Origin of the sequence: Actinosynnema sp. NPDC002837 (assembly GCF_040295345.1) — a bacterium.
Taxonomy (GTDB): Bacteria; Actinomycetota; Actinomycetes; order Mycobacteriales; family Pseudonocardiaceae; genus Actinosynnema.
Map to the genome: position 1 here is coordinate 15,755 of NZ_JBEOVG010000084.1, position 24,424 is coordinate 40,178.

At 74.3% G+C, this 24,424-nt stretch carries 27 protein-coding genes; 10 read left to right on the forward strand and 17 right to left on the reverse strand.

The window, feature by feature from the left end:
• Nucleotides 1–3: 3 nt before the first annotated feature.
• From ABTZ99_RS35990 to ABTZ99_RS36005, 4 genes are read right to left on the reverse strand one after another with little or no spacing between them, the layout of a single operon-like run.
• Complete coding sequence (locus tag ABTZ99_RS35990) at nucleotides 4–1,968, reverse strand: transglutaminase TgpA family protein (protein WP_499617715.1); 1,965 nt, start codon at nucleotides 1,966–1,968, stop codon at nucleotides 4–6.
• Nucleotides 1,965–3,011: a DUF58 domain-containing protein gene (locus ABTZ99_RS35995; RefSeq protein WP_498775660.1), complete on the reverse strand. Its 1,047-nt coding sequence runs from the start codon at nucleotides 3,009–3,011 to the stop codon at nucleotides 1,965–1,967. The genes ABTZ99_RS35990 and ABTZ99_RS35995 overlap by 4 nt, the downstream gene beginning before the upstream one ends.
• 3 nt (nucleotides 3,012–3,014) lie before the next feature.
• Nucleotides 3,015–3,989: an AAA family ATPase gene (locus ABTZ99_RS36000; RefSeq protein WP_499617734.1), complete on the reverse strand. Its 975-nt coding sequence runs from the start codon at nucleotides 3,987–3,989 to the stop codon at nucleotides 3,015–3,017.
• 2 nt (nucleotides 3,990–3,991) lie between these two features.
• Nucleotides 3,992–5,773 carry a fibronectin type III domain-containing protein gene (locus ABTZ99_RS36005; protein WP_499617716.1) on the reverse strand — a complete coding sequence of 594 codons (1,782 nt, stop codon included), beginning with the start codon at nucleotides 5,771–5,773 and terminating at the stop codon, nucleotides 3,992–3,994.
• A 64-nt stretch (nucleotides 5,774–5,837) separates the two neighbouring features.
• On the opposite strand from ABTZ99_RS36005, the gene ABTZ99_RS36010 reads away from it, so the two are divergent.
• A complete protein-coding gene (locus ABTZ99_RS36010; protein WP_499617717.1) occupies nucleotides 5,838–6,266 on the forward strand; it encodes a hypothetical protein in 429 nt (142 codons plus the stop codon).
• Here the strand turns inward: ABTZ99_RS36010 and ABTZ99_RS36015 are convergent.
• Nucleotides 6,253–7,500: a sensor histidine kinase gene (locus tag ABTZ99_RS36015; RefSeq protein ID WP_499617718.1), complete on the reverse strand. Its 1,248-nt coding sequence runs from the start codon at nucleotides 7,498–7,500 to the stop codon at nucleotides 6,253–6,255. The genes ABTZ99_RS36010 and ABTZ99_RS36015 overlap by 14 nt on opposite strands.
• Nucleotides 7,497–8,153 carry a response regulator transcription factor gene (locus ABTZ99_RS36020; protein WP_498775652.1) on the reverse strand — a complete coding sequence of 219 codons (657 nt, stop codon included), beginning with the start codon at nucleotides 8,151–8,153 and terminating at the stop codon, nucleotides 7,497–7,499. Before ABTZ99_RS36020 ends, ABTZ99_RS36015 begins: the two co-directional genes overlap by 4 nt.
• 40 nt (nucleotides 8,154–8,193) lie before the next feature.
• Between ABTZ99_RS36020 and ABTZ99_RS36025 the strand changes: the two genes are divergently transcribed.
• From ABTZ99_RS36025 to ABTZ99_RS36040, 4 genes are all read left to right on the forward strand, one after another.
• The gene (locus ABTZ99_RS36025) at nucleotides 8,194–8,874 is read left to right on the forward strand and encodes an AfsR/SARP family transcriptional regulator (protein WP_499617719.1); all 681 of its coding nucleotides are present in this window, start codon (nucleotides 8,194–8,196) and stop codon (nucleotides 8,872–8,874) included.
• A gap of 190 nt (nucleotides 8,875–9,064) precedes the next feature.
• Entirely contained in the window at nucleotides 9,065–9,925 is an 861-nt protein-coding gene (locus ABTZ99_RS36030; protein ID WP_499617720.1) for a type VII secretion protein EccE, read from the forward strand.
• Nucleotides 9,922–10,494: a helix-turn-helix transcriptional regulator gene (locus tag ABTZ99_RS36035; RefSeq protein WP_498775646.1), complete on the forward strand. Its 573-nt coding sequence runs from the start codon at nucleotides 9,922–9,924 to the stop codon at nucleotides 10,492–10,494. The genes ABTZ99_RS36030 and ABTZ99_RS36035 overlap by 4 nt, the downstream gene beginning before the upstream one ends.
• Before the next feature lie 13 nt (nucleotides 10,495–10,507).
• Nucleotides 10,508–11,179, forward strand: a complete 672-nt coding sequence (locus tag ABTZ99_RS36040) for a response regulator transcription factor (RefSeq protein WP_499617721.1) — start codon at nucleotides 10,508–10,510, stop codon at nucleotides 11,177–11,179.
• Nucleotides 11,180–11,185: 6 nt separating this feature from the next.
• Here ABTZ99_RS36040 and ABTZ99_RS36045 read toward each other — a convergent pair whose 3' ends face one another.
• The 4 genes from ABTZ99_RS36045 to ABTZ99_RS36060 all read right to left on the reverse strand — a co-directional run bounded on the left by ABTZ99_RS36045 (nucleotide 11,186) and on the right by ABTZ99_RS36060 (nucleotide 14,480).
• Nucleotides 11,186–11,686, reverse strand: a complete 501-nt coding sequence (locus ABTZ99_RS36045; protein WP_499617722.1) for a hypothetical protein — start codon at nucleotides 11,684–11,686, stop codon at nucleotides 11,186–11,188.
• Nucleotides 11,687–11,821: 135 nt separating this feature from the next.
• Nucleotides 11,822–12,751 carry an ornithine cyclodeaminase family protein gene (locus ABTZ99_RS36050; RefSeq protein WP_499617723.1) on the reverse strand — a complete coding sequence of 310 codons (930 nt, stop codon included), beginning with the start codon at nucleotides 12,749–12,751 and terminating at the stop codon, nucleotides 11,822–11,824.
• Nucleotides 12,748–13,839: an alanine racemase gene (locus ABTZ99_RS36055; protein WP_499617724.1), complete on the reverse strand. Its 1,092-nt coding sequence runs from the start codon at nucleotides 13,837–13,839 to the stop codon at nucleotides 12,748–12,750. Before ABTZ99_RS36055 ends, ABTZ99_RS36050 begins: the two co-directional genes overlap by 4 nt.
• Nucleotides 13,836–14,480: a helix-turn-helix transcriptional regulator gene (locus tag ABTZ99_RS36060; RefSeq protein WP_499617725.1), complete on the reverse strand. Its 645-nt coding sequence runs from the start codon at nucleotides 14,478–14,480 to the stop codon at nucleotides 13,836–13,838. Before ABTZ99_RS36060 ends, ABTZ99_RS36055 begins: the two co-directional genes overlap by 4 nt.
• Nucleotides 14,481–14,586: 106 nt before the next feature.
• Between ABTZ99_RS36060 and ABTZ99_RS36065 the strand changes: the two genes are divergently transcribed.
• On the forward strand, nucleotides 14,587–15,246 hold the full coding sequence (locus ABTZ99_RS36065) for a hypothetical protein (protein WP_499617726.1): 660 nt from the start codon (nucleotides 14,587–14,589) through the stop codon (nucleotides 15,244–15,246).
• Between the two features lie 7 nt (nucleotides 15,247–15,253).
• Here the strand turns inward: ABTZ99_RS36065 and ABTZ99_RS36070 are convergent, their stop codons facing one another.
• From ABTZ99_RS36070 to ABTZ99_RS36080, 3 genes are read right to left on the reverse strand one after another with little or no spacing between them, the layout of a single operon-like run.
• Nucleotides 15,254–15,928: a cation efflux transmembrane domain-containing protein gene (locus ABTZ99_RS36070; RefSeq protein WP_498775632.1), complete on the reverse strand. Its 675-nt coding sequence runs from the start codon at nucleotides 15,926–15,928 to the stop codon at nucleotides 15,254–15,256.
• Nucleotides 15,925–16,257, reverse strand: a complete 333-nt coding sequence (gene cmtR, locus ABTZ99_RS36075; RefSeq protein ID WP_499617727.1) for a Cd(II)/Pb(II)-sensing metalloregulatory transcriptional regulator CmtR — start codon at nucleotides 16,255–16,257, stop codon at nucleotides 15,925–15,927. The genes ABTZ99_RS36070 and cmtR overlap by 4 nt, the downstream gene beginning before the upstream one ends.
• Nucleotides 16,258–16,265: 8 nt before the next feature.
• Entirely contained in the window at nucleotides 16,266–17,132 is an 867-nt protein-coding gene (locus ABTZ99_RS36080) for a hypothetical protein (RefSeq protein WP_498775628.1), read from the reverse strand.
• A gap of 130 nt (nucleotides 17,133–17,262) precedes the next feature.
• Here ABTZ99_RS36080 and ABTZ99_RS36085 point away from each other — a divergent pair, with 130 nt between their 5' ends.
• On the forward strand, nucleotides 17,263–18,474 hold the full coding sequence (locus tag ABTZ99_RS36085; RefSeq protein ID WP_498775626.1) for a glycosyltransferase family 4 protein: 1,212 nt from the start codon (nucleotides 17,263–17,265) through the stop codon (nucleotides 18,472–18,474).
• Nucleotides 18,471–20,591 carry an amylo-alpha-1,6-glucosidase gene (locus ABTZ99_RS36090; RefSeq protein WP_499617728.1) on the forward strand — a complete coding sequence of 707 codons (2,121 nt, stop codon included), beginning with the start codon at nucleotides 18,471–18,473 and terminating at the stop codon, nucleotides 20,589–20,591. The genes ABTZ99_RS36085 and ABTZ99_RS36090 overlap by 4 nt, the downstream gene beginning before the upstream one ends.
• Here ABTZ99_RS36090 and ABTZ99_RS36095 read toward each other — a convergent pair.
• The gene (locus ABTZ99_RS36095) at nucleotides 20,571–20,897 is read right to left on the reverse strand and encodes a helix-turn-helix domain-containing protein (RefSeq protein WP_499617729.1); all 327 of its coding nucleotides are present in this window, start codon (nucleotides 20,895–20,897) and stop codon (nucleotides 20,571–20,573) included. The genes ABTZ99_RS36090 and ABTZ99_RS36095 overlap by 21 nt on opposite strands.
• Before the next feature lie 104 nt (nucleotides 20,898–21,001).
• On the opposite strand from ABTZ99_RS36095, the gene ABTZ99_RS36100 reads away from it, so the two are divergent.
• A complete protein-coding gene (locus tag ABTZ99_RS36100) occupies nucleotides 21,002–21,271 on the forward strand; it encodes a hypothetical protein (RefSeq protein ID WP_498775622.1) in 270 nt (89 codons plus the stop codon).
• A 267-nt stretch (nucleotides 21,272–21,538) separates the two neighbouring features.
• Nucleotides 21,539–21,745, forward strand: coding sequence for a hypothetical protein (locus ABTZ99_RS36105; RefSeq protein WP_498775620.1), 207 nt, complete (start codon nucleotides 21,539–21,541; stop codon nucleotides 21,743–21,745).
• Nucleotide 21,746: 1 nt separating this feature from the next.
• On the opposite strand, the gene ABTZ99_RS36110 is transcribed toward ABTZ99_RS36105, so the two are convergent.
• From ABTZ99_RS36110 to ABTZ99_RS36120, 3 genes are all read right to left on the reverse strand, one after another.
• Nucleotides 21,747–22,547, reverse strand: a complete 801-nt coding sequence (locus ABTZ99_RS36110; protein ID WP_499617730.1) for an alpha/beta hydrolase — start codon at nucleotides 22,545–22,547, stop codon at nucleotides 21,747–21,749.
• Nucleotides 22,548–22,603: 56 nt separating this feature from the next.
• The gene (locus ABTZ99_RS36115) at nucleotides 22,604–22,813 is read right to left on the reverse strand and encodes a hypothetical protein (protein ID WP_499617731.1); all 210 of its coding nucleotides are present in this window, start codon (nucleotides 22,811–22,813) and stop codon (nucleotides 22,604–22,606) included.
• A 65-nt stretch (nucleotides 22,814–22,878) separates the two neighbouring features.
• Nucleotides 22,879–24,240: a HAMP domain-containing sensor histidine kinase gene (locus ABTZ99_RS36120; protein WP_499617732.1), complete on the reverse strand. Its 1,362-nt coding sequence runs from the start codon at nucleotides 24,238–24,240 to the stop codon at nucleotides 22,879–22,881.
• Nucleotides 24,241–24,424: the final 184 nt, after the last annotated feature.

Below are 24,424 nucleotides of genomic sequence, written 5' to 3' on the forward strand. Positions count from 1 at the left end.
GGCTCAGTACCGGAGCAGCGCCCGCAACCGCGCCTTCAGCGGACGACGGGCCAACCCGGACCGCACCGCCCGAACCGAGGCCCACGCGTGCACCCGCGCGTCGACCGGCGCACCCGACCACATCGTGACGTCCACCGCCATCGCCAGGCCCGACAACGCGTCCACTGTGGACCGGTCGACGACCGGCCGCGCGGCCACCGCGGCGTCCCGGACCGTCATCGCCGACGTCACCGCCACCCCGTGCCGCCGCAGGCGATCCCGCACCTCGGCCCACGCGTCCGCCACCGTCCCGGAACGCCGCCGACGCCACGACCGCACCCCGGCGACCAGCGGCACGCCGACCAACCACCCCGCCGGCGGCACGACGACCAACCACAGCAACGCCCCCCACGGCACCCGCACCGGCGGGGCGACGTCGCCGGCGCCCGGTGGCGGCAGCACGGGCGGCGCCAGGTCCTCCACCGGCGGCAGCTGGTCGCGCGCCTCCTCCGTCACCTCGGCCAACCCCGCCGAAGCCGAGGACACCCGCGCCGACCCCGTCGGGTCCAGCGCCACCCACCCGACACCGGCCACGGCCACCTCGGGCCACGCCATGGCGTCACCGTTGCGCACCACCGACTCGTCACCAGACCCGGCGAACCCGACCACCAGCCGCGCCGGGATCGCCAGCAGCCGCGCCATCGCCACGTAGGCCGCCGCGAACTGCTCGCTCGTGCCGCGCTTGTCGACCAGCAGGAACCGCTCCAACTGCGGCCAACCGTGCCCGGTCGGCAGGTCGCCGGACGTCACCAGCTCGTACTCGCGGCGCATGAACTGCTCCAGCACCAACGCCGTCTGGAACGACGACCGCATGCCGGCCACCGCGTCCCGCGCCACCGCCTCCACACCGGCCGGCACCGCGCCGACACCGGCGAACCCGCCCGGCGCGGCCGGGTCGATCGCCTTGCCCATCAACGACACCGGGTCGACCCGCGGCTCCCACCACGTCACCGTGTACGCCGAAGGCCGCTCCGCCAGCAACGTGCCACGCGCGGGGTCGACGAGCGCGTCCACCCCGTCCACGGCGGCCGGACGCGGCTGGCTCGGCAGCCAGGGACCGCCCAACGACCCCAGCAGCTCCACCCGCGCCGACCGGGTGACCGAACCGCCGACGTCGTCCGGCAGCCCCGCGCCCATCCGCCGCAGCTCGCCGCCGGGCGTCCAGTTCACCCCGTCGAACTCGTCCAGCACCGCGATCGGCCACCGGTCCACGGGCTCCGCGTCGGCCGACGCGTACTCGAACACCGGCGTAGACGGGTCGGCCAACCGCGACGCCACCAGGTCCAGCGGACTGGCCACCCGCGGCGACGCGAGCGGCGCGGACTCACCCGTCCGCAACGACCAGGCCGGACCCGTAGACACCGCACCCAGCGCCACCGCGCCGACGACGCCCAGCGCGACGGCCGCCCACGGCACGTCCCGCGCCACGACCACCACACCGCACGCCGCGAACGCGAGCGCCGCCAGGATCGCCGCCACCCCACCTGCCGCCGCGTAGGCCTGGCTCAACACCACCACGCCCAACGCGGGCACGAGCGAGACCAGCGGCGCGCGCAGCCGCAGCAGCAGTTCGACCCCGAACACCGCGGCGGCCAGCACCAGCAGCGGCACGAACACGACGACCTCGGGCTCCGGCCGCGCCGGCCACGTCGTCTGCAACGCCAGGCGCCACGACCCCGTCACGCCCGAGAGCACCGCCGACGGGTCGGCGCGCAACGCCACGAGCAGCCCCGCCAGCCCCGCCACGGCCGCCGCCACCGCACGCCACGCCTCACTCGACCGCAACCACAACGTGACGCCCAACGCGGGCAGCAGCGCCGCGCCGACCGGCAGCAGCAACGCGCCGACCCCGAACACCGGCCCGAACAGCAGACCCGCCACCGCGGCGGCCGCGTACACGGCGACCGATCCCCGCACGACCACGCTCACCCCACCGCCTCGTTCCACCGCCGCACCGCCCGTTCGGCGTCCGGCGCCCAGATCACCCGCGCGTCGGCGACCTCGCCGGGACCGCCGAGCGAGAACACGACATCGGGCCGCAACGGCGCGATCGCGTCCAGCGGACCCGCGGTCACCACCACCAGGCTGCCGGGCGGACGGGACGGCAACGCCGACCCCGGCCGCACGTCCAGCACGCACAGCTCGTCCATCAACCGCCGCGCGCCCACCACACCGCCCCGCACCGTCACGTCCACCCCGCACGGCGTCAGCAGCCGGCCGTGCCGACCGGCGACGACACCCGCGTGCAGCAGGGACGCGGCGATCTCCACGGCCTCCTCGAAACCCTTGGCGTGCCGGGTGTCCAGCAGCAGCGTGAACCGCGGCTGGTCGGGGTCGGCGTAGTCGCGCACCATCAGCTTCCCGGTCCGCGCGGTCGCCTTCCAGTGCACCAGCCGCACCTCGTCGCCGGGCACGTACTCGCGCACCTCGCGCAGGTCCAGCGAGCCGCGCGGGGACTGGTCGGTGGTCGGGCCGTCGTGGTGGTGCCGCCGGTAGCCGCCCGCGAACGGCCGCGCCGGGTGCAGCCGGGGGTGCACCCACAGCGTCACCGTGTCGCCGGTGTCCACCAGGTTGCGCACCAGGCCGAGCGGGTCGGCGCGTTCGATCGCCAGCGGGCCGACGGTGTGCCTGCCGCGCGACGTGGTCGGCAGCTCGTACCGGTACACCGCGTCCGCCCGCACGACCACGGCGCGCACGTGCGGACCGCACCGGTCCCGCGCGGTGAAGCCGCCGCCCGCGTGCCGCACGTCCAGCCGCGCCAGCGCGGGTTTGCCGCGCTCGACCCGGTCGGGGTAGACGTCACGCCGCACGTCGACGCGCGGACGACGGGCCGCGACGAGGAACGCCGCCAGCACCGCGCCCACCGACAGCCCGGCCAACGCCTGGAACAACGGGTAGCCGGCCACCAGACCGCCGACACCGCACAGCAGGGCCACGACGAGCACGGCGACGCCGCGCCGGGTCAACCGCACCGGTCAGCCCGCCGCGAGCGGTGCCGCGACCGTGCCGAGCACCTCCGCGACCACCTCGGCGGTCCGCCGCTGGTTCAGCTCCGCGTCGGGCGTCAGCACCAACCGGTGCGCCAGCACCGGCTCGGCCACGGCCTTGATGTCGTCCGGCGTCACGAACAGCCGACCCTCGGTCGCGGCCAACGCCTGCGCCGCCCGCACGAGGGCGATGCTGCCGCGCGGGCTCGCGCCCCAGCGCACGGCGGCGTGCTCCCGGGTGGCCGCCGCGAGCCGCACGGCGTACTCGACGATCGCGGGCGCGAGGTGCGAGCCGCGGACCTCGGTGATCGCCTCGCGCAGCGCGGGGACGTCGATCACCGGTTCGAGGTCGTCCGGCCCGACCCGCGCGGCGTCGCTCATCACCACCAGCACCTCGGCGGCCAGGTCCGGGTACCCGACCGACAACCGCATCAGGAACCGGTCGAGCTGCGCCTCGGGCAACCGGTACGTGCCCTCCATCTCGATCGGGTTCTGGGTGGCCACCACCAGGAACGGGTGCGGCACCTCGTGCGCCGTCGAGTCGACCGTGACCCGCCGCTCGCTCATCACCTCCAGCAGCGCCGACTGGGTCTTCGGCGTGCCCCGGTTGACCTCGTCGGCCAGCACCACGTTGGCGAACACGCCGCCGGGGTGGAACTCGAACCGCTCGGTCTTCTGGTGGTACACGGTCACACCGGTGACGTCGCCCGGCAGCAGGTCGGGGGTGAACTGGATGCGGCTCCACGTGCCGCCCACGCTGCGCGCCAGGCAGCGCGCCAACGTGGTCTTGCCCAGGCCGGGCACGTCCTCGACGAGCAGGTGCCCCTCGGCCAGCAACGCGGCCACGGCCAACCGCACCACCTCGGGCTTGCCGCGCACGACGCGCTGCACGTTGTCCGCGATGGCCTGGTACGCCCGGGTCGCCTTGGGCGCGGTGGGGTTGGGCGCGGTGGGGTTGGGCACGGTCACCGGTCCTCCCAGTACAAGCGGTTCGAGGTGACGCCACCGGCGACCACCCACACCTCTTGGCCGACACCGCTGAAGGCGAACCGGCTGGTCGTCTTGTTGCCCTGCGCGTCGGTGCGGGTGCCGTGGCCGGTGTTGAACTGTCCCCACTTGGTCGAGTAGGGGATGATGTCGTAGTCGGTGTTCGGCGCGAACCCGCGCATCTCGATGTGGATCAGCGAGCAGTCCGGTGGTTCGCAGCCGTCGTTGCTGTCCGCGCCGCGCGAGATCGTGATCGTGGGCACCTGGAACGGTGTGGCGCTCGCCTGGGAGCCCGGACCCCGGCCGGCCGAGTTCTGGGCGGTCACGGTGAACGTGTACGCGGTGCCGTTGGCCAGGCCGTTCGCGGTGAAGGCGCGGGTGCCGCCGCCGACCGTCTGCGCGCCGCCGTTCCACGAGACGTGGTAGGCCGTGACCGGCGCGCCGTTGTCCGGAGCCGCGCCCCAGGCCAGCGACGCGGTGCCGTTGCCCGCGGTGGCGGTCAGGCCGCTCGGCGCGCCCGGCGGGCTGGCCGGCACCACCGGCGGCGGTGGCGGCGTCTGCCGGCGGGTCGGCTGCTGCGAGGTCGGCAGCGGGGCCTGTGGCTGGGTGCCGACCGGCTGGTCGGTCGTCTGGGTCGTCGTCTCCGTCGGCGACTGCCCTCGGGACGCGGACAGCTGCGTGCCGTTCACCGGCACCGGCGTCACCTTGCCCTCGGGGTCGACGATGAGCACGTGCTTGCCCTCGCCGCTCTCGACGTAGACGCGCGTGTCGTCGCCCTTGGTCAACCTGGGCGTGCCGCGCTCGGCGGGCACGGGCGTCTTCTGGTGCTTGCCGCCGGTGCTGTCGTAGGTGTGCAGCGTGCCGTTGCGCTGGTCGAGCACCGCCACGGTGGTGCCGGTGGTCAACGGCGCGGTGTAGTCGCCCGGCTCCAGCTGCACGACGACGGTCTCCGCCGGCGGGCGGTCGCCGACCACGTCCGCGCTGTCCACCAGGTGCAGCTTGCCCCTCGGGTCGAGCACCGGCACGCGGCCCGCCACGTCACCGGGGCCGATCTTCGCGTCGTCGGGCACGTCCGCGCCGAGCGGCCTCATCCGGCTCATGTCCTCGGCCAGGTGCATCGTGTCGGACGTGGTGTCGACGAACACCGGCTTGTCGGCGACGACGGACAGCCCGCCCGTGTGCCCCTCCGCCACCGTCGCCGGGCAGGACGGCGCGGTGGTGCCCGGCGACAACCGGCACAGCCGGCCGCTCTGCGTGTAGTGCAGCCACACCGCGCCGTCGGGGGTGGCCACGGGGTTGCCCAGCGGCTCGTTGGTCGAGATCGGTTCCGCGTGGTCGGTGCCGAGCCGCACCACCTTGCCCGCCTCGCGGTAGACCAGGTACGGGCCGCCCGCGACCTCCAGCGCGACCGGCACCTCGTCGTCGGTCGGCGCGGCGGTGGTCCCCTCCACCCGCAGCGTCGACTTGCCGAACTCGGTGTACTTTCCGCGCCCGACGACGTAGCCGCTGGTGTCGCTCTGCACCACCAGGCTGCCCCGGTCGGCGCCCGGCACGGCCACCTCGGCGTTGACCTGCTTGGTCGATCCGTCGACGTGGAACACCTTGCCCAGCGCCGAGTTCAGCACCCAGTGCCCCGGTTTCAGGAACTCCAGCTCCGGCACGCCCGACGCGCCACCGATGGCCAAGCCGACCACGGTGAGGCTGGCCGCGGTCAACAAGGCGACCGGCGCCCGGCCACGCCACTTCGCGGATCTCCCCATAACACCGACCCCCTAGTCTGCGATCACGTAGCGTATGGCACCCGATACAGAAACGGTCCAGCCCTTGTCTCGTTCCCGGTTCCTGCTGCTCCTCGGCGTGCCGGCGCTGGTGGTGGTGCTCGTCCTCGCGGTCGTGCTGACCGGCGAGCGCGACGTCCCCGTCGCCGAGCTGCCGCCGACGCCGACCGTCGTCGCCACGCTCAGCCTGGAACCCCGGCTGCCCGAGGCGGGCGACGAGGTCGTGGTGCGCGCCTCGGTCGCCGCCGACCGGCCGATCACCGTGCGCGCGCTCACCGTCCAGGTGGTGCAGCGCTCCACCAACACCTCGCACGACTTCGACGAGATCCGCGACCACGCGGTCGGCACGACCACGCAGGAGATCGCGTTCCGGCGTTCCTTCGACACCCCCGGCCGGTACACGTACTACCTCGCGTACCGGTTGGACGACGACTGGGTGCGGCTCAAGCCGTGGGAGACGTTCACGGTCCGCTGACCGGCAGGGACAGCTCGAAGATCGCCCCGCCCTCCTCGGCGTTGTAGACCCGCAGCGTGCCGCCGTGCGCCAGGGCGACCCAGCGCACGATCGCGAGCCCGAGCCCGGCGGACGCGCCGGAGGTGGTGAACCGGTCGAACACGCGCTCGGCCGCCTCCGGGTCGATGCCCGGCCCGTTGTCGGCCACCGTCACCCGGCCGCCCGCGACGGTGATGTGCACCTTCGCGTCGCCGTCCGGGCGGCGACCGTGCCGCAGGGCGTTGGCCAGCAGGTTGCCGATCGCGCGTTGCAGCAGGGTCGGGTCGGCGTTGACCATGGTCGGCGCGGCGGCGACGGTGACCTCGACGTCCGGCGCGGGCGTCTCCTCGACCACCACCGCGACGAGCTGGTCCAGCCAGATCGGCTGGATCGCCAGGTGCTCGACGCCCGCCGCCAGCCGGGCCCGGACCAGCAGGCCGTCGATGATGCCGCCCATCCGCGCGGCCAGCCCCACCGTGCGCGGCAGCAGTTCGGCGTGCTGGTCGGGGTTGCGCATCGCGGTCTCGGCCAACGCGCGCAGCGCGGCCACCGGTGTCCGCAGGTCGTGCGCGGTTTCGGCGAGCAGCACCTCTTGCTGCTCCAACGCCGCCGCGGCGGGCCGGATCGCGCGGCCCGACAGCACGTGCCCGGCGAGGCCGAGCGCGATCACCAGGACCAGGCAGCCGCCGACCACGCGCCACACCGTGCCGAGGTGGCGCGCCCGTTCCGGGGCGAGGTCGGTGTAGGCGACGATCGCGCCGACCACCTCGTCGTCCGCGGTCTTCACGGGCTGGGCGCGGACCCGCAGGCCGTCCTTCGGCCCGGTCACCAGGACTTCCTGGCTCACGGCGGTGGTCGCGAGGGCGCTGAGCACGCCCATGTCGGCGTTCACGCAGGTGCGTTCGCTGCGGTGGCTGCCGAACTCGCGGGTGGCGCCGCCGGAGAGGATCACGAACTGGGGGCAGTTGCGGTTCACGGGGTCGTCCACGAGGTCCGCGGTGATCAACGAGTCGTCGTAGTCGATGAGCCTGCTCACCACGTCGGTGACGCGGTGCAGGTCGGCGTCCAGCTTGTCGATGCCCTGCTCGCCGTCGTTCTGGATCACCAGGATGGCGAACACCAGCAGCCCGGCGGTGTTCATCGCGGTGAACAGCACGGTGAGCAGCCGTCGCAGGCTGCGCAAGCGCGCCGCGGAGCCGCTCGCGCCGCCGCTCATGCGGCGCCCAGCCGGTAGCCGTGCCCGTGGACGGTGTGGATCAGCTCGGGCCCGTGCAGCTTGCGGCGCAGTCTCTTGATCACGGCTTCCACCACGTTGGCCATGGGCTCGTCGTCCCAGCAGTGCTCGATCAGGTCGGTGCGCGTGACCACCTGGCCGACGTGCGCGGCGAGGTACTCCAGCACCGCGAACTCCAGGCCGGACAACGACAGCAGCACGCCGGCGCGGCGCACCTCGTGCCGGATGCAGTCCACCTCGAGGTCGGCGTGGCGCAGCACGGCCGGCCGGCCGACGCCCGCGCGGCGGCACAGCTTGTGCACCCGGGCGGTCAACTCCTCGACGGCGAACGGTTTGACCAGGTAGTCGTCGCCGCCGTGGGCGAAGCCCGCCACCCGGTCGCCGACGGTGTCCCGCGCGGTGAGGAAGAGCACCGGCGTCGTCCAGCCGCGTGCGCGTTGTCGCTGGACGTAGTCGATGGCGTCGTCGTCGCCCAGCATCCGGTCGAACACCACGCACGCGTAGTCGGTGCGGGCGAACGCGCGATCCGCGGCGGGGACGTCGGCCGCGGTGTCCACGTCCAGCCCGGCGCCGCGCAACTCGGCCGCCACGGCGACCCGGAGGTTCTCGTCGTCCTCCACCACCATCACCCGCATGTCATCAGAACCTCATGTGTCGTGACGGATCGTTCGTGGCGTGATCTTCCGAGTCCTCGGCCCGCAAGACGGGCCGCGCAAGCCCGCCACCCTGCTGGCCACGTTGCTCCTGCACGCTAACGCCTGGGTCAGCCTAGAGGAGCTGATCGACGAGATCTGGCAGGAACAGGCCGTTCCGCCGTCGGCCTCGCGGAACGTGCGCACCTACGTCTGGCAGCTCCGGCAGGTCGTGCCCGCGGGGCGCATCGACGCCAGGCCGCGGTCCTACCGGCTGCACGTCGCGCCGGGCGAGGTGGACGCCGACGTCGCCCGTGCCCTGCTGGACCGGTCCGCTCGGGTGAGCCCGCCGGAGGCCGTCGACTGCCTGACGTCGGCGCTGGAGTTGTGGCGGGGCGCGCCGTTCGCGGAGTTGCGGGCGGAGACGGCGTTGGCGGCGACGGCTTGGCTGCGCGAACTGCGGTGGGAGCTGCGGGAGCGGCTGGCGGACGCGTACGCGGCGGTGGGCAGGCACGGCGAGGCGATCGCCGTGCTGCGGACGTTGACCGCGGAGGACCCGTTGCGGGAGGGGGCGTGGGCGCGGCTGGTGCGGGCGCTGCACGCGGCCGGTCGGCGGGCGAACGCGCTGTCGGAGTACCAGCGGGTGTGCGACTTCCTGGCCGCCGAGCTGGGTGTCGAGCCGGGGCCGGAGCTGGTGCGGGCGCGCCGGGAGGTGGCCGCGTGATGCGGGGTCGTGCTCGCGGTGCCGGTGTTGGTGTCTGTGTCGGTGTGGGATGGACGGCTGGGCCGTTGTCGGTGCCGGGCCGCGGTTCGGGCGCGGGTGGCGGCCTGGCACGCGGTTCGGGTGGCTTGGTCCGCGGGCCCGGCGTTCGTCCTGCCCGTTCGAACCGGGTCCGGGTGTCGGGGGGATCGCGATGACCAGGTTCGTGTGCGCCCAGCTCGCCGTGCTCACGGTGCTGTTCGGGGTCGGATCGCCCTGGCCCGTGGCGGTTCCGCTGTGGGTCGCGGCGGCGGTCGTGCTGCTCTCGGCGTTGGGCCGGTGGCGGCGGCGGTGGGTGTCCGAGTGGGTCGGGCGGTACGTGGCGTTCCGGGTCCGGCGGCGGCGCAGCGGGGGGTTGTTGGAGGTCGTCGCGCCCGGCGCGTGGGTGGAGGGGGACCACGTGCACGGGCCCGGCGGGGTGGTGGCGGTGTTGCGACCGCGGCTGGCCGCTCCCCGCGTGCTCGCCGGGCTGGCCGGGCCGGACGTCCGGGTCGTCTTGCACGTCGGGCGCGGCCAGGTGCGGCGACCGCGGGCCTGGGTCGCGGTGCAGGCGAAGCGGACGCCGGAGCTCTGGCACGACGACGAGGTCGTCCGCGTGCTCGGCAACTCGACCCGCCGCACCCGCCGCGAGCTGCGCCGCCGCGGCGTGACCGCCGACCTGCTCGCCGAGGAGGACCTGGTCACCACCATCGCCGCGCTCGGTCACGTGACCGGGCACCGCGAAGTCCGCGAGGACTGGCGCTACTGGCACAGCGGGCCCGTCGCGCAGGCCTGCTTCCGGCTGCCCGGCACGACCGCCCGCGCCGCCGTCGACTGGCTGCTCACCGCCGCGCCCGGCGTCGCGGTGACCGTCGCCCTGACCGCGGACGACGCCGTGCTGCGCATCGCGGGAGCCGCCGAAGCCGCCGTGGAAGCGGCCGTCGGCGTGCTCTCCGCACACGTACGACTCGAACGACTGGATGGACTGCACGCCCGGGGCGTCGCCGCCTCGCTGCTCATCGGAGGTGTCCTGTGATCAAGGTGTTGCCGACCGGCGTGGACGCGCTGCTCGCCAAGGCCCGCGCGGAAGTCGTCGTGATGGCCACCGGCGGGATGTCGTTGCGCCGGATCGACCAGGCCAACCTGCGGCGCGGCGTGCGCTACCGGGTCCTGCTGCCCGACGCGCTGCGGCCCTCCGCGCTGGCCTTGGCGCCGTGCGACGTGCGGACGTTGCCGCAGGTCCCGATGGACGCGGTCGTCGTCGACGGTGTCGCGGCCGTGCTGCCGGCCGACCAGGGCGTCGCGGTGTTCCGGCTGCCCAGCGTGGTGCGCGCGGCGGTCGAGCTGTTCGAGCGGGTCTGGCCGGAGGCGGTGGCCGCCTACGACGTGGCCGACGACTGCGAGCTGTCCCGGCGCGAGCAGGAGCTGCTGACCCTGCTGTTCGCCGGCAGCACGGACGAGGCCGCCGCCGCCCGGCTGGACGTCTCGGTCCGCACGGTCCGGCGCATGGTCGCCGACATCATGAACCGCCTCGGCGCGCGCAGCCGGTTCCAGGCGGGCGCGAAGGCCGCCGACCGGGGCTGGCTGCTGCAACGCGCCGGGTGACTACGGTGGTGACGTGCGCATCCTGGTGACCGAGGACGAGACGGACCTGCTGTTCGCGGTGGCGGTGTCGTTGCGGGGCGCGGGTTTCGCGGTCGACACGGCGGCGGACCTGGCGAGCGCGGACGAGGCGCTGGCGGTCAACTCCTACGACTGCGCGGTGCTCGACCGCATGGTTCCCGCCCGCGGCACGTCGGGCCGCGTCGACACCCTGGCCTACGTCCGGCAGCGGCGGCGGTCCGGGCTGCGGGTGCCGGTGCTGTTCCTCACCGCGCTGGACGGCGTGGGCCACCGGGTGGAGGGCCTGGAGGTCGGCGACGACTACCTGGTGAAGCCGTTCGCGATGGAGGAGCTGGTGGTGCGGGTGCGCCTGCTGTGCCACCGCCGCGAGATCGAGCGGCCCGCCGTGCTGCGGCACGCGGACGTGGAGCTGGACGCCGGCGCGCGCCAGGTGCGGCGCGCTGGCGTGCTGCTGACGTTGACCCGGCGCGAGTACCTGGTGCTGGAGCTGTTGCTGGCCAACGCGGGGCGGCCGGTGTCGCGCGCCGACCTCATCCGGCACGCGTGGGACGAGATGGCGCGGCCCGCGACCAACGTGCTGGACGTGCTGATGGCCGGGCTGCGCCGCAAGCTGCGCCAGCCGCCGCTCATCCACACCGTGCGGCAGGTCGGCTACCAGCTCGGCTGAGGCGCGTCACCCGGTGACCAGCCGCACGACCGCCGTCCCGCCCGTGACGCCGACCATCTGCACGGCGAACACGCCCGCGCGGGGCTCGGGCGCCGGGGACGGCTTGTTCGAGCACGACATGCCGCCGCCACCGGGCACGAACGTGGCCGTGCAGTGCCCTTTCAGCGAACCGCTGCCACCGCCGATGGCCGACGTCAGCTCGAACTCGATCCCGTCCGCCAGCACCGCGCGCACCGCGAACGTGCCCGGCCCGGCCGCCCCGCCCAGCGGGATGTCGACCGGGCCGGACAACGCCACCTCGCACATGCCGTCCGCGCACGCCGCGTAGTTCGTGCCGTCCGCGGCGGTCGGCGCCGGGGGAGTGGTGGTGGTCGTCGTCGTCGTGGTCGTGGTGCTGGTCATCGGAGCGGGAACGGCGGTGCCTGACACGGTGTCGCAGCCCGCCGTGGCCAGCGCGGCGAGCAGCCCGCCGGCGAGCAGCAGCCGGTCCACAGCGGAGGGTGTCATGCCGTCAAGCGTGGCAGGTTCCCCGCGACCTCCCCCGTCACGGCCGGAACCTGCCACGCCGCACGGTCCGAGCGGCGCGCCCACGAGTCCACAGTGGACTCCGTGACCGTCCGCGACGCCGCACCCGACCCGCGGTCACCCCGCTGGTGGCGGGGTGAGCCCGGCGGCGCGCAGGAGCGCCACGCCGAGGTGCAGGTCCTGCAACGCGATGCCCGAGCTGTCGAACACCGTCACGTCCTCGGGCGACGTCCGACCCGCCGCACGGCCCGCGAGCACGTCGCCCAACGCGGTCGGCCGGGCGTCGGGCACGTGCTGGAACTCGCCGATCGCCGCGGACTGCGCGGGCCAGTCGCAGAACAGCCGTGCGGACGCGAACAGCTCCACCGGCAGCTCCTGCTTGCCCTTGCCGTCGGAGCCCATGCTCGCCACGTGCGTGCCCGGCCGCACCCACCCCGCCTCGAACAGCGGGGCGCGTGCGGTCGTCGCCGTGACGATGACGTCCGCCGACCGGCACGCCTCCTCGGCCCCGGTCAGCACCGCCGGCAGCCCTTCGGCCGCCAGGTCGGCCACGAACCGCGCACCCCGGCCGGCGTCACGCGCCACCACGTGGACGACCGCCAGGTCGCGCACCCGGGCCAGCGCCACGCACTCGTGCCACGCCTGCGGACCCGTGCCGAAGACCGCCAACGACCGCGCGTCCGGCCGGGCCAGCACGTCGGCGGCCACGGCGTCGGCCGCGGCGGTGCGGAACGCGTTCGCGAAACCCGCCTCGATCACCGCCGCGATCCGGCCGGTGGACTGGTCGAACAGCAGGATCACCGAGTTGTGCCGCGGCAGCCCGCGCTCGGTGTTGCCCGGCCAGTAGCTGCCGATCTTCACCCCGGCCGCCCGCGCCGCGGCGGCCGACTTGACCGTGAACCGGTTGGCGGGCGAGGACCCGTGACCGACCACGGCCGGGAACTGCACGCCGCCGTCCGCCGCCTCCAGCAACGCCGACAGGGCGGCTTCGTAGGCCAGCTCCCGGGTCACCAGCGCGCGCGTTTCCTCCTCCGACAGGAAGATCACCAGCCGTTCACCCGCTCCCACGTCGTGCCCGCGTCGCCGGCGAGCCGGTAGGCGTCGTGCTGCGCGGCCGTGGCGCACGCGTGGTTGGGCAGCACGCGGACCTGCGTGCCGACCGGCAGGTCGGGCAGCGGCCGGTCGCTGCCGGGCCGCATCGCCAGGGTGCCGTGCTCCTGGCTGGCGTCGGTCATCAGCAGGTCCTCGAACGGCGGGCCGTCCAGCGGCGCGACGAGGCCGTAGCCCTGGTCGACCGGCTGGCGGGACGTGCCGCGGTCGCGCGAGGTGGCCATCCAGCCGCCGTCGGTCATGATCCGGCCCGGTCGGTGGCCGATCACCGTGACCACGACGGACAGCGCGAGGTCGGCCACCGAGCACACGCCGATGCCCGCCATCACCAGGTCGAAGAACACGAAGTTGCCCGCGCGGACCTCGGTCACGCCGGTCAGGTCGGCCACGGCGTGCGCGGTCGGCGTCGAGCCGATGCTCACCACCGGGCACGCGTGCCCCGCCGCGCGCAGGTCCTCGGCCACGCGGACGGCGGCGGCGCGTTCCGCCTCCGCCGCCTTCACCAGGGCGTCGCGGGTGTAGCAGAAGTACGACTCGCCGGCGTGGGTCAGCACGCCGCGCAGTTCCGCGCCGTCGAGCGCGGCGGCGATCTCCGCGACGTCGGGGGAGCCGGGCAGCACGCCGCCCCGGTGGCCGTCGCAGTCGACCTCGATCAGAGCCGGGATCACGATCCCGGACGCGGCCGACGCCTCCGCCACCGCACGGGCCTGCGCGACGTTGTCCAGCAGCACCACCAGGTCCACGCCGCGCCGCCGCAGCGCCGGCACCCGGTCCAGCTTGGCCGGCGCGATGCCGACCGCGTAGACGATGTCGGTGAACCCCGCGTCCGCGAACGCCTCGGCCTCGCGCAGCGTCGAGACCGTGATGGGGCCCGTGCCGCCGTCGAAGACCAAGCGGGCCACGTCGACCGACTTGGCCGTCTTCACGTGCGGGCGCAGGGGGGTGGCGAGCGCGTCGAGGTGGGCGCGCAGGCGGTCGACGTTGCGCCGCACCTTCGCCTCGTCCACGAGCAGGTAGGGGGTCATCGCTCCTCATCGGTCGGTTCGGTCCGGCACGCGGCCAGGTCGGCGTAGAGGGAGGCGCGCGAGATGCCGAGCCGTGCCGCGACCTTCGGCGCCGCACCGCGCAGGTGGAACACGCCACGCCGGTCGAGGGCGCGCAGCAGGCGCAGGCGCTCGGGTCTGCCCAGGCCCGCCACCGGTTTGGCCAAGGCCAGTTCCTCGGCGCGCACGACGGCGTCGACGACCTCCTCGACGTCGTCGCTGAACGTTGTGGTCGTCGGCGCGCCGCCACCACCGGCCAGGTCCGCGAGCAGGTCGCCGACCTGGCGCAACGCCGTCACGTCCAGGTTCACGCACAGCGCGCCGAACACCGTGCCGTGCTCGTCGCGCAACGGCATGGTGGACGACTTGACCAACCGCCCGTCGGGCGTGCGGGTCAGGTAGTTGAGCTCGTCGACCGCCTCGTCGCCGGCGGCGAGCACGGCCAGCCCGATCTCGCTCATGGCCCCGCCGACGCGCCGCCCGGTCACGTCGCCCGCCACCGCGACCACCGAGTGTTCGGGCTGCCGGTAGTCGTGCAGCACCACCTCGCACGACCGCCCGAACGTCGCCGCCAACCCGGGCACCACGCCCTTGAGCGCAGCGAGGATCACGTCCGCCGTCATGCCCGCAGTCTAGACACAAAGTCCGGCTTCTGGACACTCTGTCTGAGCCGGCCGGTTGCGGCCACGGCGTGGGGAGCGGTGCGAGCGCGCCCTAGCGTGCGTTCTCATGGCGGCGGACGGCGAGGTCAAGCGGGTTCAGGTGTGGGCCGGGCCGACCGGCTTGCTGCTGGTGGCGTTGCTGTTCCTGGTGCTGCCCATGGCGACGGCGTCGTGCTCGCTGCCCGCCGACCTCCCGGAGGGGTCGGGAGCCGTCAGCGTCTCGGTGTCGGGCGCCGACGTGGTCACCGGCGGCGATCCCGACTTCTCGGCCAGCGGGGTGTTCGAGCTGTCGCCGGAGGCGAACGCGGGCATGGCGAGCGAGGCGGCGCCGAGGGGTGCGGTGCGGGTGTGGGGCATCGCGACGGCGGTCGTGATGGGCCTCGGCCTGTTGACCATGTTCGTGCGCGTGTGGAGGCTGCGGGCGATCCTCACGGCGGCGGTCGCGTCGGTGGCGGCCGCGCTGCTGGTGGCCACCGAGGTCGCGCTGGTGGGCCGGCTGGTCTCGCTGGCGGAGCAGGAGGCGACCTGGCTGGTCCACCTGCCGTCCGCGCGAGGCGTCGACGTGGTGGGCCGGGCGGGCGAAGTGGTCGGCACGGCGGTGGGCTTCTGGGTCGCGCTCACCGGACTGGTGCTGGTGGCCGGCGTGAACGTGGTGCTGCTCGTGCGCCCGGGGCCGCCACCGCTCCCGGACGGTGGCGGCCGGCTCGGCCTCGGCGGGGCCGGGTAGCCGCGCGTCAGCAGCAGTGGTCGCCGCGCCAGGCCTCGCGGCCCTCCTTGACCGCCACGGCGGCGATCACGAGCGCGGCCAGCGGATCCGCCCACCACCAGCCGAGGGTGCTGTTGAGGACCAGCCCGGCCAGCAGGACGGCGGACAGCCACGTGCACAGCAACGTCTGCTTGGAGTCGGCGACGGCGCTCGTCGAGCCGAGCTCGCGGCCCGCCGTGCGCTGGGCGCGCGAGAGGACCGGCATCACGACCAGCGAGACGGCGGCGAGGACCATGCCGACCGCGGAGTGGTCGGCGGCCTGAGCGCCGAGCAGGGCGCGGACGGACTCGACCGCCACGTAGAGCGCCAGCGCGAAGAACGACAGGGCGATCACGCGCAGCGCGACCCGTTCCCTGGCCTCGTGGTCCTTGGCGGAGAACTGCCAGGCGACGGCGGTGGCGGAGGCGACCTCCACCACGGAGTCGAGGCCGAAGCCGATCAGCGCGGTGGACGAGGCGATCGTGCCGGCGCTGATCGCGATCACCGCCTCGACGACGTTGTAGGTGATCGTGGCGGCCACCAGCAGGCGGACCCGCCGGGTGAGCGCGGCGCGGCGGTCCGGCGCCAGGACCGGCTTCGGCTCCACGGCGCAGCAGCCGTCCGCGCACGTGGACGTCGGCGTGGGTGACGTCTCGGCGGTCATCGCGCGACCACCGCGTCGTCCACGCAGTCCTGCGTCGGGTCGACGGCGAGGACCACGTCGAGCAGCTCGCCGATGGCGCGGGCCAGGTGCGGGTCGGCGATGTCGTAGCGCACCTGCCGACCCTCGTAGGTGGCCACGACGAGCCCGCAGCCGCGCAGGCACGACAGGTGGTTGGAGGCGTTGGACCTGCTCAGGCCCAACTGCTCGGCCAACCGCGCCGGGTAGCCGGGACCCTCCAGCAAGGCGACCAGGATGCGGCACCGGGTCGGGTCGGCCAGCGCCCGGCCGAGCCGGGCGAGCGCCGTCTCGCGCCTTTCACACGTCAGCACCAGCAGAACTATACAGCCTCCGCTGTACTTTCAGGGACGGGCTCCGAGCCCGTTCGCTGGGCGGGGATCTCGTCCAGCGGCGCGTGCAGCAACGGGTTCGCCTCGGCCAGCAGCTCCCGCGCGTCGCGCAACCCGGCGGCGATGCGGTCGCGCCGGGCGCGCAGCTCGTCCACCCGTTGCCGCGCCTCGGTCACGATCCGCCGCGCGTGCTCCTCCGCCGCGCGCACCAGCTGATCCGCCCGCGCCCGCGCGGCGGCCTCCTGGGCGGCCAGCGCCGCCGCCGACTCGGCCCGCCGCGCGGCCATCGCCAACTCGAAGTCGACCCGGACCTCCTCGCGCACGGCCGCCGCCCGCTCGTCGAGCTCACGCCGGCGCCGCTCGGCCTCCCGCGTCTCGGCCAGGATCCGCTCACCGGCCTCCCGCATCGACCTCCGGTGCTCGGCCTCCGCCTGCCGCCGCTGCGCGTCGAGCTCGGCGACGAGCCGTTCCGACCGCTCGCGCGCCCGCGTCGCGGCCCGTTCCGCGGTGGCCCAGTGGTTCTCGGCGACGGCCCGCGCCCGCGCGGTGATCTCGGCCGCCTCCTCGTGCGCGAGCTCCGCCATGCGCCGCAACCGCTCGGTGAGCGCGTCCGGTTCGATCGGCGTGCGGGAGATCCGGTCGACGTGCTCCCGCAGCACGCGGATCTCCGCGCGGGCGGTCTCGAGTTGGCGGGCGAGGTCGTCGGCCCGGGCCTCGGCCGCGTCGCGATCCACCGCCAGCACGCGGAGTTCGGCTTCGACGCCCTCGACGTAGCGCCGCACGTGGCCGCGGTCGTACCCGCGCCACACGACGTCGAAGTCCGCCCGCAACGGCACCAGGTCTCCGTCCACCGCCACCACCGCTGCACCTCTCCCGTGATCGACGTCATGTTCGCGGCGGTGGGTGTTGCGCACCGCCCACGATCTTTGTTAGCACTCTCGGTCGAAGAGTGCCAACAGTGGTCCGCCTGCCGCCTCGGAGGTCGACTTGAGCAACCTGTCTTCCACCGCAACGCTTTCCCACCAGGCCGTCCGCGACCGGTTGCGCGTCGCGCTCGTCGCCCCACCGTACTTCGACGTGCCGCCCAAGGCCTACGGCGGCGTGGAGGCCGTCGTCGCCGATCTCGCCGACTCGCTCGTCGCCCGCGGTCACTCGGTGACCCTTCTCGGCGCGGGGCGACCCGGCACCAGGGCCCGGTTCGTCCCCGTCTGGGACCGCACGATCCCCGAACGCCTCGGCGAGCCGTTCCCCGAAGTCGTGCACGCGGCGGCGGTCCGCCGCGAGATCGCACGGCTCGCCGCCGCCGAGGGCCTGGACGTCGTGCACGACCACACCCTCGCCGGTCCGCTCAACGCGCCCGCGTTCGCCGCGATGGGCCTGCCGACCGTGGCCACCGTCCACGGCCCCGTCGACGCGGACCTGCGCCGCTACTACCGGGAACTGGGCGAGGACGTCGGTCTCGTCGCGATCAGCGACCGGCAGCGCGTGCTCGCGCCGGAGCTGAACTGGGTCGCCACCGTGCACAACGCGCTGCGCCTGCGCGACTGGCCGTTCCGCTCCCGGAAAGAGGACTACGCGTTGTTCCTCGGGCGCTTCCACCCGGACAAGGCGCCGCACCTGGCGCTGGAGGCCGCCCACGCCGCCGGTGTGCCGCTCGTCCTGGCGGGCAAGTGCGCCGAGCCGATCGAGAAGGAGTACTTCGAGGCCGAGGTCCGCCCCCGGCTGACCGAGCGCGACCACGTCTTCGGCGTCGCCGATGCGACCGAAAAGCGCAACCTCCTCTCCGCCGCGCGGTGTCTTCTGTTCCCGATCCGTTGGGAAGAGCCGTTCGGCATGGTGATGATCGAGGCGATGGCCTGCGGGACGCCGGTGGTGGCGCTGCGGGCGGGCGCGGTGCCGGAGGTGGTGGTGGACGGCGTGACCGGGTTGGTCCGGGACGATCCCGAGGAACTGGTGGCCGCGCTGCGCGACGTGCGCGACCTGGACCCGGCCGCCTGCCGGGCGCACGTCGCCGCGCGCTTCGACGTCGACGGCCTCGGCGCGGGCTACGAGGCCGCCTACCGGGCGGCGCTCGACACCGACGGCTCGCTCACCGCGCTGCGCCGCGACTACGCCGCGCTGGACAACGCGCTCGACCGGGTCTACCAGCGCAACACCGACGGCGGGCCCGCCCTGCACGCCTCGGGGGACCGCGCGTGACGGCCGACCTGCCACCGGAACCGCTCAACGCGGGGGAGCCGGCGTTCACCGGCGACGTCGGCGGCACCACGACGTTGGTCGAGGGCAGCACCTTCTGCCTCTCGACGGGCACCGGCGACATCGAGCCCGGCACGCCGCACGGCCTGTTCTTCCGCGACGCGCGCGTGGTGTCGCGCTGGCAGCTCCGGCTGGACGGCCGCACGCCGCACCCGCTGTCCGTCTCGCACCCGGAGGCGTTCGCCGCGCGGTTCGCGCTGCGCCGCCCACCCGCCGCCGGCCTCGCCGACAGCACCCTGCTGCTGGTGCGCGAACGGCTGGTCGGCGACGGGATGCGCGAGACGATCACGGTCGACAACCTGGGCCGGGAAGCCACCGCCGTGCGGCTGGAGCTGCACGTGGACGCCGACTTCGCCGACCTGTTCGCGGTCAAGGAGGGCCGGGTCGCGCACGGCGGTTCCGACACCACCGCCGCCGGGTCGGAACTCGTGCTGCGCGACCGCAAGGACGGCTCGCGCGGGGTGTCGGTCACCGCCACCGCCGAGCCCGTGGTGGTGCCGGGCGCGTTGAGCTGGCACGTGGTCGTGCCCGCCGGCGGCCGGTGGTCCACGGAGGTGGCCGTGCAGCCGACCGTGTCCGGCCGGCCGGTGCAGCCCCAGTTCCACCGCGGCGAGCGGATCGAGGCCAGCGGGCCCGCGCGCAAGATCCGGGCGTGGCGCGCGGCCAGCACGCTGGTCACCGCGAGCGACCCGGTGTTGACGGGGGTGTTGCGCCGCACGGAGAGCGACCTCGGCGCGCTCCAGATCCACGACCCGACGCGCGACGGCCGACCGTTCGTCGCCGCCGGCGCGCCCTGGTTCATGACCCTGTTCGGCCGCGACAGCCTGCTGACCGCGTGGATGGCGCTGCCGCTGGACGTCGGCCTGGCGCTGGGCACGTTGCAGACCCTGGCCGAGACGCAGGGCAAGGTGGTCGACCCGCTGACCGAGGAGGAGCCCGGCCGCATCCTGCACGAGCTGCGGCTGGGTCCGGACAGCACGGCGGTGCTGGGCGGCAACCACTACTACGGCACGGTCGACGCCACGCCGCTGTTCGTGATGCTGCTGGCCGAGGTCTGGCGGTGGGGCGCGGACCCCGACGTGGTGCGCTCCCTGCTGCCCGCCGCCGACGCCGCGCTCGCGTGGGTCGACCGGTACGGCGACCGCGACGGCGACGGGTTCGTGGAGTACCGCCGGGCCACCGACCGGGGCCTGGCCAACCAGGGCTGGAAGGACAGCTTCGACGGCGTCAACGACGCCTCCGGCCGACCCGCCATCCCGGCGATCGCGCTGTGCGAGGTCCAGGGTTACGCGTACGCGGCGTTCCGGGCGCGGGCGGAGCTGGCCGAGGGGTTCGGCGACGAGGTCACCGCCGCCCGCCTGCGCCACCGCGCCGACGAGCTGCGCCACCGGTTCGCCGAGGCGTTCTGGCTGCCGGACCGGGGCTGGTACGCCATCGCGCTCGACGGCCGCAAGCAGCCCGTCGACGCGCTGACCAGCAACGTCGCCCACTGCCTGTGGTCGGGCATCGCGACCGACGAGCACGCGGCCGCGGTGATCCGGCGGCTGGCCGAGCCCGACATGGACACCGGCTACGGCCTGCGCACGCTCGCGTCCTCGATGGGCGCCTACAACCCGATGAGCTACCACAACGGTTCGGTCTGGCCGCACGACACGGCCATCGCGGTGGCCGGGCTGCTGCGCTACGCCCACCTGCCCGGCGCGGTCGACCTCGCCCACCGCCTGGCCGACGGCCTGCTGGACGCCGCCGCCGCGTTCGGCGGACGCCTGCCCGAGCTGTACTGCGGCTTCTCCCGCGACGACTTCAGCCCACCCGTGCCCTACCCGACGTCGTGCTCGCCGCAGGCGTGGGCCAGCGCGTCACCGCTGCTGTTGGTCCGCTCCTGCCTGGGCCTGGAGCCCCACGTGCCGAACAGGACGTTGACCACCGATCCGCACCTGCCACCGCGCTGGGGCGAGCTGACCCTGACCGACCTCAGGCTGGGCGACGAGACCGCGCACATCAGCGCGACCGGCGAGAAGGCCGCCGTCTCCGGCCTGTCAGCCGACTGGACCACCTGACCCGGAGCCGAGCCTGCCCCGCAGGTCGGCGATCTCCGCGCGCGCCGCGGCCAGCGCGTCCTCCAGCTCCAGGATGCGCGTGGTCGCGGCGAGCGAGTGGCCCTGGTCGAACAGCGCCCGCACCCGCTGCGCGAGTTCGAGCTGCCTGCGGCTGTAGCGGCGGTGCCCGGCCGCGGAGCGGTGCGGTCGGACCAGCTCGGCGGTGTCCAGGCTGCGCAGGAACGCCTGCCGCACGCCGAGCAGGTCGGCCGCCTGACCGATCGAGTAGGCCGGGAAGTCGACGTCGTCGAGTTCGTGCAGGGCCACGTCGGCTCCCTCCGCCACCGGGTACTTGACACTACCTACAGCGGTGGCTATAAGAAAGGTATATCGGTCAGTGACCAGGTGAACGCGGCCCGGGAGTGATCGACGTGATCGGCACGAGTGGCGTGTGGACCACCGGCTTCGCCGACGTGGTCCTGGCGGATCGGCAGTGGCTCGACGCCGAGTTCGCCGCGATCATCGCGGCCAACTTCCACGGCTCCACCGAGCACCGCCCCCGGTCCACCGCGCGGCTACCGTCCACCGACCCCGACCGGCCGGGTTCTCCCGCGGTCCATCCGCCCCACCGGGTCGACCCGCGCGAGCGATCCCCACCGCCGCGTCAGCGGTCCCTCCGCCACCCCACCTCTCGACAGTGACTGTTCGAACAGCGATCCGTGATCGATCCGAGGAGGTGATCCGGAGTGGGAGCGGGGGTCTTCACGGTGCTCGCACCACCGGTTTCCCGGGCGCGGTCGCCCGGCCCGCGCCTCGTGGCGCGATTCGCCGGGCGCCACGGGTTTGAGTCCCCCGATGGTGTGTGAATCCCCTGCTGAACGTCGCATCCGTCCGCCCGCTGCGACGCTGGTCGCAGCGGGCGGCGCCCTGCCCGCGCCGTTGTGCCCGCGCCGTTGTGGAGGATCACCGTGACCGAGAAGCCGTGGAACGACGTGCCCGATCAGCTGCGCACCGTCGAGCCCGAGCCCGACACCGGGATCATCGACGAGGAGGCCGCCGTCGGCCGGGCGAACGCCCCCGAGCCGCCGGAGGTGCCCGAGGCCGACCCGGCCGACGTCGCCGACCAGAACCGCGTCGTGCCGCTGCCCGACGACGGGCCGGAGGACGCCTGGTAGCTCACGCGGCCCCGGCTATCGCCTCGACCAACCGCGTGCCGTCCAGCAGCACGCGGTCGTTGTGGTCGGCCCCCGTGACCTCGACGGACCGCCCCCGTGCCGCCGCCGCCACCGCTCGGCTCTGCTCGGGCGGGACGATCGAGTCCGCCGTGCCGTAGACGACGGTGACCGGCGCGTCCACCCGCGCCACGAGCCGTTCGGTCGGGAACTCGTCCAGCAGCAGCCACCGGACCGGCAGGAACGGGTAGTGGCGCGCGCCGACCGAGGCGAGGTCCGTGAACGGCGACCGCAGCACCAACCCGGCCGGCGGGTGCTCGACCGCCAACTCCGCCACCACCGCCGACCCCAGGCTCTCGCCGAAGTAGATCAACCGGTCGGCCGGCACACCGGCGTCGCGGACCAGGTGCTCCCGGGCCGCGCGCACGTCCAGCGCCAGCCCGGCCTCCGTCGGATCGCCGGGGTTGCCGCCGTAACCCCGGTAGTCGATCAACAACACCGACAGCCCGCGCGCCGTCAACGCCCGGGCGAGCGGCAGGCGCAGCCGGCGGTTGCCCGCGTTGCCTGGCGCGACCAACACCGTCGCCCGCGCCGACTCCACGGGGAAGTGCCAAGCCGCCAACCCCAACCCGTCCGCCGTGGTCAACGTGACGTCCCGCCCGCCGTCCAACACCTCACCCGCACTCGGCAACGGCCCACCGGTCGGCAGGTAGATGAGCTTGCGCTGGAACGCGAACGCGCCACCGAACACCACGGTCACGATGATGGCCACCACCGCCACCACCGACAACACCCGCCTGCGCATCACCCCATCATCCGGGCCCGCGCGCCGCACGTTCCGCCGACAGGGCCGGCTATCGCCTACGTGGTCGACGTCGGAGCGGACGTGGTCGACGTGGTCGAGGTGGTGGGATCGGGGCGTTGGGTGAGCGTCGGCGTCGGCACCGGGTTCGCGGTGGACGTGACCAACGGCTGCGGCTCGTCCTGGGTGGTGACGCCGCACCCCGTGACCAGCGCCGACACGACCAGCGCCGACGCCGCCAGCGCCGACGCCGCCAGCAAGATCGTCACGACCTTCGTCCTCCCGCCCTCCGTCTTCCCGCCCTCCGTCTTCCCGACCTCCGTCTTCCCGACCTTCATCCTCCGGCCTCCGGCAGCTCCACCACGAACCGGGCTCCGCCACCCGGCCGGTCCTCCACCCGCACCGTGCCACCGTGCCGCTGCACGTGCTGCGCGACCAGCGCCAACCCGAGCCCGCTCCCCGTGTCCGCGCCACGACGCCCGGCCCGCGCGCCCCGGTCGAAGCGGTCGAAGATGCGGTCGCGCAGCTCGGGCGGCACCCCGGGCCCGGCGTCGTCCACCTCGATCCGCACCTTGCCGTCCCGCGCGAACACCCCGATCCGCACCACACCGCCCGCGTGCCGCTCGGCGTTGTCGAGCAGGTTGTCCACGGCGCGGTCCAGCCGGCGGCGGTCGCCGAGCACCCGCGGCGGCGGCGACCCGGTGTCCACCTCGACCGGACCACCCGGACGTGCCGCGACGACGTTGGCCACCAGCGTCGCCAGGTCGATCGTCTCCGACGTCGGGTCCTCGGCGCCCTGGTCGGCCCGGGAGATCTCCAGCAGGTCCACCACCATCCGCGCGAACCGGTCCACTTCGGACGTCAGCAGGTCGAGCGCCTTGCCCGCCGTGCCCGGCACTTCCACGCGGCGTCGGCGCAGGACCTCGGCGGCGTTGACCATGGTCGTCAACGGCGACCGCAACTCGTGGCTGACATCGCCCGCGAACCGCGCGTCCCGCCGCACCCGCTGCTCGAGCGCCTCGGCCGTCGCGTTGAACGTGGCGGCCAACGACGTCAGGTCGGGGTCGGTCTGGGTGGGCAACCGCGCCCCCAGGTCACCGCCCGCGATCCGGGAGGCGGCCTTGGTCAGCTCGGTCAACGGCCGCAGCGCCCGCCGACTGGCCCACGAGCCCAGCGCCACCCCCAGCAAGCCGCTGACCACGGTGACCGCCACGAGCAGGGCGCTGAGGAAGCGGAACGTGCGGTCCAACTGCACCAGCGGCGCCAACTCGACGTAGGCCCCGTCGGTCGACTCGATGGGCAACGTCACCGCCAGCACCGGGATGCCGTCCACCACGAGCCGCTGCGCGGCGGGCGTGCCCTCCCTGCCCAGGTCGACCAGCCTCCGGGGCAACGCCCGCGCGTCCACCTGCCGCCCGCTGGTCAGCACCTGGCCGTCGTGGAACAGCAGCACGGTCGAGTCGGGCCCCGTGGTCAGCCCGGTCAACAACCCGGTCAACCCGTCCGAGCCACTGCTCAACGCCGCGTCGACCAACCTCACGTTCACCTCGGCCTGCCGCACCGCGCTCTGCTCCCGCTGGCGCAACATGTAGCCGGCCGTGAGATTCCAAACCGCCACCGCCACCGCACTGGTCAACAACACCGACCCGAGCCCCATGACCAACGCGACCCGCCACCGCAACGAGAACCGACGCATCAGCCCTCACTCCCACCCGCCCACAACGCCCCCGCCGCGCACCCACCGGACGCACCACACCCCACCCGCCCACAACGGACCCGCAGCATCCCCACCGAGGCCCGATTTGACATGGGTTCGGGTGCCATAGGCTGGTCGAAGCCGGGCAGGCTTGGCGGACGCTTTTCCCGCCAGGCCTGCCCGG